Raw genomic sequence first — 241 nt, forward strand, 5'->3', positions numbered from 1 at the left:
GGAGCGGGACATCGGCATGGTGTTCCAATCCTACGCGCTCTACCCGCACATGAGCGTGGCCGAGAACATGGCCTTTGGCTTGAAGCTGGCGCGTACCGACAAGGCGGAGATCCGTCGCCGCGTGGAGCACGCCGCCGAGATGCTGCATCTCACCGAGTTTCTGGAGCGCAAGCCCAAAGACCTCTCCGGCGGCCAGCGCCAGCGGGTGGCCATTGGTCGGATGCTGGTGAAAGAGCCGGCG

General features: G+C 65.1%; 1 protein-coding gene. It reads left to right on the plus strand.

Annotated features, from left to right (window positions below):
- A partial coding sequence (locus V0R37_RS23140) for an ATP-binding cassette domain-containing protein (protein WP_420376696.1) occupies window positions 1–241 on the plus strand: 241 nt, incomplete at both ends.

Source organism: Pollutimonas rozaliensis (assembly GCF_048751585.1).
GTDB lineage: Bacteria > Pseudomonadota > Gammaproteobacteria > Burkholderiales > Burkholderiaceae_B.